The organism is Burkholderia sp. Ac-20392 (assembly GCF_017104585.1).
Classification (GTDB): Bacteria; Pseudomonadota; Gammaproteobacteria; order Burkholderiales; family Burkholderiaceae; genus Burkholderia; species Burkholderia lata.
The window spans coordinates 1-8708 of sequence record NZ_JAAGPB010000373.1; the positions used below are offsets into that span (position 1 = coordinate 1).

Annotated in this window: 4 protein-coding genes; 1 reads left to right on the top strand and 3 read right to left on the bottom strand. The window is 67.8% G+C overall.

Translation table 11 applies throughout. The features are described 5' to 3' along the window. Together phaZ and G3N99_RS29150 are read right to left on the bottom strand one after the other, a co-directional pair. Positions 1 to 1348: polyhydroxyalkanoate depolymerase (gene phaZ, locus G3N99_RS29145; RefSeq protein WP_206124115.1), on the bottom strand; the 1348-nt coding region annotated here is incomplete at its 3' end. 212 nt (positions 1349 to 1560) lie between these two features. Beyond that, a complete protein-coding gene (locus tag G3N99_RS29150; protein ID WP_174942750.1) occupies positions 1561 to 3390 on the bottom strand; it encodes a glycoside hydrolase family 15 protein in 1830 nt (609 codons plus the stop codon). Between the two features lie 166 nt (positions 3391 to 3556). Here G3N99_RS29150 and G3N99_RS29155 point away from each other — a divergent pair, with 166 nt between their 5' ends. Further along, complete coding sequence (locus G3N99_RS29155; protein WP_206124116.1) at positions 3557 to 4801, top strand: lactonase family protein; 1245 nt, start codon at positions 3557 to 3559, stop codon at positions 4799 to 4801. A gap of 98 nt (positions 4802 to 4899) precedes the next feature. Here the strand turns inward: G3N99_RS29155 and G3N99_RS29160 are convergent. After that, positions 4900 to 8708: DNA translocase FtsK (locus tag G3N99_RS29160; protein WP_241011908.1), on the bottom strand; the 3809-nt coding region annotated here is incomplete at its 5' end.

An 8708-nucleotide genomic window follows, 5' to 3' on the forward strand; every position in this document is an offset into this window, starting at 1 on the left:
CGGCGGCGCGCGACGTTTCGGCCGGCGCGTCGCCGGCCGGCACGGCCGCGAGCGTCGTGGCCGCCGGTGCTTCAGGGACATCCTTCGTCGCGCCGTGCTTCGGCTCCGGTGCATGCTCGCGGATGAAGTCGCGCAGTTGCGGATAGATGATGGTGCGCCAGCGGCGGCCCGAGAAAATCCCGTAGTGACCGCACTTCTCGGCGGTCAGGCTGCGACGCTGGTCCTGCGGGATGCCCGTGCACAGCTCGTGCGCGACGTGCGTCTGGCCGCTGCCGGAGATGTCGTCGAGTTCGCCCTCGATCGTCATCAGCGCGGTGTGCTGGATGTCCTGCGGACGCACGCGCTCGCCTTCGACATCCCACGTGCCTTCGGCCAGGCGGAATTCCTGGAACACGACGCGGATCGTCTCGAGGTAGTACTCGGCGGCCATGTCGAGCACCGCGTTGTACTCGTCGTAGAAGCGGCGGTGCGCTTCGGCGTCGTCCTCGTCGCCGCGCAGCAGGCTCTGGTAGAAATCCCAGTGCGATTGGGCGTGCCGCTCCGGGTTCATCGCGACGAAGCCCGTGTGCTGCAGGAAGCCCGGATACACCTGGCGGCCTTCACCCGGGTAGTTCGCCGGCACCGTGTGGATCACGTTGTTCTCGAACCACGCGGTCGAGTGCTGCGTGGCAAGCGAATTCACCGACGTCGGGCTGCGGCGCGCATCGATCGGGCCGCCCATCATCGTCATCGTGAGCGGCGTGTCCTCGCCACGGCTCGCCATCAGCGAGATCGCCGCGAGCACCGGCACCGTCGGCTGGCACACCGAGATCACGTGCAGGTTGCGCGCGCCGATGTGGCGGATGAACTCCTGGATGTACGCGATGTAATCGTGCAGGTGGAACGCACCGGTCTCGATCGGCACCATCCGCGCGTCGATCCAGTCGGTAATGTAGACCTTGTGATCCTGCAGCAGCGTGCGCACGGTGTCGCGCAGCAGCGTCGAGTGGTGGCCCGACAGCGGCGCGCAGACCAGCACGACCGGCTCGTCCTTCAGTTGCGTGACGGCGTCGGCGTCGTCCGAATAGCGCTTGAAACGCAGCAGCCGGCAGAACGGCTTCTCGACGATCGTCTGCTCGACGATCGGGATGTTGTGGCCGTCCTTGACGATCTGATGAATGTTGAACTCGGGCTTCTCGTAATCCTTGCCGAGCCGGTACATCAGTTCGTACGCGGCGGCCATCCGCGTCGCGCCCGGCATCAGCGAGAACGGGCTGGACGGATTGGCGAACGATTTGGACGCGGCCTGGGCCCAGGCCGTCAGCGGGCTCAGCATGGCGCGCTGGAATTCGTGCAGTTGGTAAAGCATGCAGACTACTCCCGCGTGGGGGACGGTGCGCAAGGGCGGCGTGGGGCGTCGCGGCGTGCCGTGTGGGTCAGCGACCGGCCATGTTGCACTGCAGCCGGACAATCGCGTCGATCATATCGGACAACGATGGGTGGTGCAATGCAACATTTCCCCGATTTTTCATCAAAGTTTTGCGATTTGACGTTCTCTGACCAAGCCGCTCGCGCCCCCGTTCAGCGTCCCGTCGCCACGGCCGGTGCGGGCTGGCCGGCTGCGCGCGCCATCGCGTCCTCGTGGTGCATCAGGTTCATCGCGGTATGCACGAGCGCCACGTGCGAGAACGCTTGCGGGAAGTTGCCGACGAGCCGCCCGGCCACCGGGTCGTACTCTTCCGCGAGCAGCCCGAGGTCGTTCGACAGCGCGAGCAGCCGGCTGAACAGCCGGTGCGCGTCGTCGATCCGGCCCAGCAGCGCATAGTTGTCGACCAGCCAGAAGCTGCAGGCGAGAAACGTGCCTTCGCCGGGCGGCAGGCCGTCGTCGTAGTCGGTCGTGCGGTAGCGCATCACGAGCCCGTCGTGCAGCAATTCCCGTTCGATCGCCTCGACCGTGCCGACGATGCGTGGATCCTCCGGCGGCAGGAAGCCGAGCAGCGGCATCAGCAGCACGCTGGCGTCGAGCTCGTCGCTACCGTAGCTCTGTGCAAACGCCTGTTTGCTTTCGTGCCACGCGTTGGTGCATACGTCGGCGTGGATCTGGTCGCGCAGCGCGCGCCAGCGGTCGAGCGAGCCCGGCAGCCGGAACATCTCCGCCGACTTGATCGCGCGGTCGAACGCGACCCACGCCATCACCTTCGAGAACGTGAAGTGGCGGCGGCCGCCGCGCGTTTCCCAGATGCCTTCGTCGGGTTCTTGCCAGATCTTCTCGAGATGGTCGAGCAGCGCGCACTGCACGGACCAGACCGTGTCGTCGGCCTGCAGGCCGCCCACCCGTGCGAGGTGCAGCGCGGCCATCACCTCGCCGAACACGTCGAGCTGGAGCTGGTTTGCGGCGCCGTTGCCGACGCGCACCGGCTTCGAGTCCTGGTAGCCGGGCAGCCAGTCGAGCTCCATTTCCGGCAGCCGGCGCTCGCCGGCGATCCCGTACATGATCTGGATCTGTTCGGGCGAGCCGGCCATCACGCGGCCCAGCCACGTGCGCCACGCGCGCGCCTCGTCGTAATAGCCGCCGCGCATCAGCGCGAGCAGCGTGATCGTCGCGTCGCGCAGCCAGCAATAGCGGTAGTCCCAGTTGCGGTTGCCGCCGATCTTCTCGGGCAGCGACGTGGTCGGCGCCGCGACGATGCCGCCGGTCGGCTCGTATGCGAGCGCCTTCAGCGTGATCAGCGAACGGCGCACGGCGGCCGCGTAGCGGCCCTGCACCTGGCAGCGGCCCGACCATTCGAGCCAGTAGTTCTCGGTGCGCGCGAGCATCGACAGCGGATCGCGCGCGGGCGGCAGCCGCAGGTGCGATGCCGCGTAGCTCAGCGAGAACGGCACGCGCTCGTCGGCGCTCACCGTGAATTCCGCGAGCGTATGAAGGTTTTCGCCGGTGAGCGGCACCGGAGTGCGCAGCACGACGGTGTCCGGCCCCGCGATCGCCTTCATGCCGTCCTCGCGGGTCAGCTGCGTGACCCACGGGATCGAGAAGCCGTAGTCGAAGCGCAACACCAGTTCCATGCGCATCTTCATCGTGCCGTGACGGCCGACGACGATCCGCACCAGCTCGGACCAGCCGTTGCCGGGCGGCATGAAGTCGACCACGGTGACGGCGCCGTCGGCGCTTTCGTAGTCGGTTTCGAGAATCAGCGTGTCGCCGCGATAGCGGCGCGTCGTGTGCGTGATCGCGGCGTCGGCGGCCGGCGCGAGCAGCCAGCGGCCGTGCTCGGGGGTGCCGAGCAGCGCCGCGAAGCAGGCGCCCGAATCGAAGCGGGGCCAGCACAGCCAGTCGACGGAGCCGTCTTTAGCGATCAGCGCGGCGGTGTGGCCGTCGCCGACGAGGGCGTAGTCTTCGATCAGGGCAGGCATGGGCAGGCGATCCTTGGGTATTCGAGTTCACAATGCGGACGGCGACGGCCAAGGCTTCACGCGCTGGCGCCGCGCCCCGTATACTCGGCCGGGCGGCGGAGCGCATGAACGGCCGGCGTTTCGTCCTATCTCAACACTTGAAGCGACTCGATGCAAGGAGGATTCAATGCCCAACCGTTTACGCGAGCGTGACGCACGCGCTTCGACACGAGGGTTCCCGCTTAGGCTCGCTCACTGGATGAAAGGTTTCGCGATCGTGCTCTCTCTTTCCGCGACCCACGCATTTGCGCAGCAATCGCCCGCCCCGGCCGACGGTGTCTACAACCTGCTCGTCGGCACCTATACGGGCGGCGGCAGCGACGGCATCTATGTTTACCGCTTCGATACGAAAACCGGCAGCGTCGCGCCCGTGTCGTCGGCGAAGACCGTGAATCCGTCGTACCTGTTGCCGAGCCGCGACGGTCGCACCGTCTACGCGGTCAACGAACTGCCCGGCGACGACGGGCCGGCGACGCAGCGCGGCGGCGTCAGCGCATTCCGCTTCGACGCGAAGACGGGCGCACTGAGCTTCATCGACCGCGTGTCGTCGGAAGGGAACGATCCTTGCTATCTCGCGCTGTCGCCGGACGGCAAGTACCTCGTGACCGCCAATTACTCGGTCGCGAAGGATCCGGGCGGCAGCTTCGCGGTGTTTCCGCTGCGCGACGACGGCGCGGTCGGCCAGGCCGCGCTGACCGTGCATCATGAAGGCACGGGGCCCGTGAAGGGCCGCCAGGACGGCGCGCACGTGCATTCGACGGTGTTTTCGCCCGACGGCCGTTACCTGTTCGTGCAGGATCTCGGCGCGGACAAGATCTACGGCTACCGCTACACGGTGGATGGCAGCCGCGGGCTGATCAGCCCGACCGAGACGCGCTACACGCCGGTGAAGGCGGGCTCGGGCCCGCGTCACATGGTGTTCAGCGCCGACGGCCGGTACGCGTACGTGACGAGCGAACTCAACGCGTCGGTCGAGGTGTTCGGCTACCACGACGGCAAGCTGACGCCGGTCGAGACCGTGTCGATGACCGCGCCGGGCTTCAAGGGCAAGGTCGGTGGCGGCGCGATCCACCTGGCGCCGGACGGCCGCTTCCTGTACGTGAGCAACCGCGGCGACGCGAACGACCTGGTGATCTACGCGGTGAACCAGGCCGACGGCCGGTTGAAGCAGGTCGGCCGCCAGTCGAGCCTCGGCAAGACGCCGCGCGAGTTCCTGATCGATCCGACCGGCAAGTGGCTGATCGTCGGCAACCAGGACAGCGATACGTTCTACGTGTTCAGCCGCAATGTCGAAACGGGGCAGCTCGGCCCGAATCCGCAGAAGGTGGCGGTCGGCAAGCCGGTCGACTTCAAGCTGGTGCCGGTGCAGTAAATGAAAAAGGGCGCTGCCGATGCAGCGCCCTTTTTTGGGGGGCGGCCGGTTTCCCGGTGCGCCCGTGTCGGTTGCCGGCGGCCGACCGGCCGCCGCGCTCAGTCGGCCGAGGCCGGCACGAGCACCTCGCGGCTGCCGTTGACGCCCATCGGCGACACGAGCCCGGCCGCCTCCATCTGCTCGACGAGGCGTGCGGCGCGGTTGTAGCCGATGCGCAACTGCCGCTGCACCGACGAGATCGACGCGCGCCGCGTGCGTACGACGAACGCGACGGCTTCGTCGTACAGCGGATCGGCCTCCGCGTCCGGCGCATCGCCGAACAGGTCCTGCGTCGCGCCGTCGGCGGCCGGGCCGTCGAGAATCCCTTCCTCGTACTGCGGCTCGCCGAACTGCTTCAGGTACTCGACGACCCGGTGCACTTCCTCGTCGGCGACGAACGCGCCGTGCACGCGCTGCGGATAACCGGTGCCCGGCGGCAGGAACAGCATGTCGCCCATCCCGAGCAGCGATTCGGCGCCCATCTGGTCGAGAATCGTGCGCGAGTCGATCTTCGACGACACCTGGAACGCGACGCGCGTCGGGATGTTCGCCTTGATCAGGCCCGTGATCACGTCGACCGACGGACGCTGCGTCGCGAGGATCAGGTGGATGCCGGCCGCGCGCGCCTTTTGCGCGAGGCGCGCGATCAGCTCTTCGATCTTCTTGCCGGCGACCATCATCAGGTCGGCCAGCTCGTCGATCACGACGACGATCAGCGGCAGCGTCGACAGCGGCTCCGGATCCTCCGGCGTCAGCGAGAACGGGTTGCCGATCTTCTTTTCCTTCGCCTCGGCATCGCGGATCTTCTGGTTGAAGCCCGCGAGGTTGCGTACGCCGACGGCCGACATCAGCCGGTAGCGTTTCTCCATCTCGCCGACGCACCAGTTCAGCGCGTTCGCCGCGAGCTTCATGTCGGTGACGACCGGTGCGAGCAGGTGCGGGATGCCTTCGTAGACCGACAGCTCCAGCATCTTCGGGTCGATCATGATGAGCCGCACGTCCTCGGGCGTCGCCTTGTACAGCAGCGACAGGATCATCGCGTTGATCGCGACCGACTTGCCCGAGCCCGTCGTGCCCGCGACGAGCATGTGCGGCGCCTTCGCGAGATCGGTGACGACCGGGTGGCCGGTGATGTCCTTGCCCATCGCGATCGTCAGCTGCGAGGCCGAGTGCTGATACTGGCGCGACTCGAGAATTTCCGACAGGCGGATCATCTGGCGCTTCGCGTTCGGCAGTTCGAGGCCCATGCAGGTCTTGCCGGGAATCGTCTCGACGACGCGGATCGACGTGAGGCCGAGGCCGCGCGACAGATCCTTCATCAGCCCGACGATCTGGCTGCCGCGCACGCCGAGCGCGGGTTCGATCTCGAAGCGCGTGATCACGGGGCCGGCCGACGCGCCGACCACCGTCACCGGCACCTTGAATTCCTGCAGCCGCTGTTCGATCACCTGCGCCGTCTGCGCGAGGTGTTCGTCGGTGATCGTTTCGATGTCGCCGGAGGGCGGCTCGAGCAGGTCGAGCGTCGGCAGTTCGACGCTGAACGACGCGGGTGCGTGGAATTCGAACGCGTTCGGGCGCGGTGGGCGTGCGGGGGTGTCGGGGGCTGGGGAGCCGGCTGCGGCTGGTGCGGCCGGTTCGGTTGCCGTGGTGGTGATTGCTTCGGCCGGCGGGGCAGTGGGGATCGCCGGCGCGGACAGGCTCGCGCCGGCGATCGTTGCTGCGGGTTGCTGAGCCGTGGCCGATGGGGCTGTCGGCGCTGCGGAGACATTCGACACGGACCAGCTTGCCGGCGATGAGGCCGAGGCAGGCGGAGTGGCGAACGTCGTGGCTTCGACTGCTGCAGGTGCGGAAGCGATCGACGGAGTGAGCGTCGCGGTGGCTACGCCGAAGGACGTCAGAGAGCCGGTCGGAACGACGGGCGAGCTGGCGATCGGTTGTGCTGGCGTTGCTGCCGCCGTGGCGATCGGTGCGATTGCTGCTGACGACGTTGCAGCCGTGTCGGAAGCGGCCGTTGGTACGGGCAGGCTTGTAGCCGGCTGCGGTGCGACTGCGCCGGAGGTGCCGAATGTGCCGAATGTCGTGCCCGTCGACGAAGTTGCCGGGTTGGCCTGAAGTGTCGGGGCGGGCGTGGAACTCGGTGCGGTGATCGAGCCTGACGCGACATTCGCGGTCATCGTGGTAACGCTCGCCGGCGCGGTCGAACCGGAGGTCGAAGCCGACGTGTCGGTTGTCGGCGGCGTCACGGCAGGCGCAATGGACGATGCGGGCGTCGATGCGCGGGGGAACGAACCGTAAGTCGTGCCCGCAACGCTAACCGGCGCGGCGGATGCAACGAACGATGCTGAATCGACCGGCTGCGAATGCGGAGCCGACGCTGTGCCGGTCACGCCGATCGGGGATGCCGGCGCGACGGGAGCAGCGGTCGATGTCGAAGCGGCCGGTTGCGAAAGCAAGGTCGACGTAGTGCCGGTCACGCCGATCGGGGATGCCGGCGCGACGGGAGCGGCGGTCGATGTCGAAGCGGCCGGTTGCGAAAGCAAGGTCGACGTAGCGCCGGTCACGCCGATCGGGGATGCCGGCGCGACGGGAGCAGCGGTCGATGTCGAAGCGGCCGGTTGCGAAAGCAAGGTCGACGTAGCGCCGGTCACGTTGATCGGGGATGCCGGTGCGACGGATGCAGTGTTCGATGCCGAAGCAGCCGACTGCGAAATCGAGGTCGACGCAGTGCCGGTCATGCCCATCGGAGATGCCGGTGCGACGGAGGCAACGGCTGCGATCGACGCAGCCGGTTGAGCAAGCGAACCGGATGCCATGCCGATAGCACCATCCGACGAGGCAGTTGCGGTGACAGGCGCAATGCCCGATGCGGATGCAGGCGATTGCGCGGCCGAACCGTGGACGGTGTCGACGCTCGGCGACGTAGCGCTAGCCGACGCCGTTTGCGCGGCGGCAAACGGTTGAGCGGCAACCGGCGATTTCGGCAATTCCGCGGTGACGGGCGTATTCGTCGTGGCCGGTTGCACCGTCGAAGGCGTCCACGTCCATGCCGCCGCCGGTGCGGCGCCCTGAGCGATTGCCGTCAGCGGCGCTGCAGGTTCCATCGTGTCCGACTTGGCTGCTTCCAGTGCGGCACTCGATGCGGCCGGTGTCGACGCTGCTGCAAACGGCCTGGTTTCGGTGCTTGGGCGCGATGTCGTTTCAACGACCGGTGAAGAGGGGAGGGCCGCGAACGGCGCGATGTTCCCGGCGGGCTTCACGTCGGCGTGCGCATCGTCGATGCCTTGCGGCACGCGGGCCGATGCCGTGTGATCGATTGCAGCAGCCGGTTGAGCCGTGTACTTGTCGTCCGTATCGAACGATGCGGGCGGGTTGCTCGCAGCGACGTCGTGAACCGCCTCGGTCCTCGGTTGCGCGAAGGCGGCATGGGCCGGCTCCAATCCCGTCACATCCGTCGATGACTCGGCGACCGGGTTCCAGGCGGACGCGTCAAACGCGGAAACCGGCTGGCTGGCGAGGTCTTCCCACGGCGCGAGGTCGATGGGCGCGTCGAACGACGGCGCGGGCGTGATTCCCGACACCGGCGCGGCAGGGGCATCGTCGGCGTGCCGGATCTCGGCATCGGCGTGATGCGAGAAGGCATCGTCGATGCCGGTATTCGACAGCGCGCGCGGTGCGGCGGCGTCGAACGCCACGGCGCCCGCATCGGCAACCGGAGCATGAACAGCGGGCGCCGCCGGCATGAACGCGTCGAGCACGATCGGTGCGTGTTCGTCGTACGCCGGTGCCGGATCGTAGGCGAGCGGAGCACGGGCGTCATGCGCCGTGAGGCCGTGGGCCGCGGAGGCGATCCCGGTCGGCACGGCTGCTG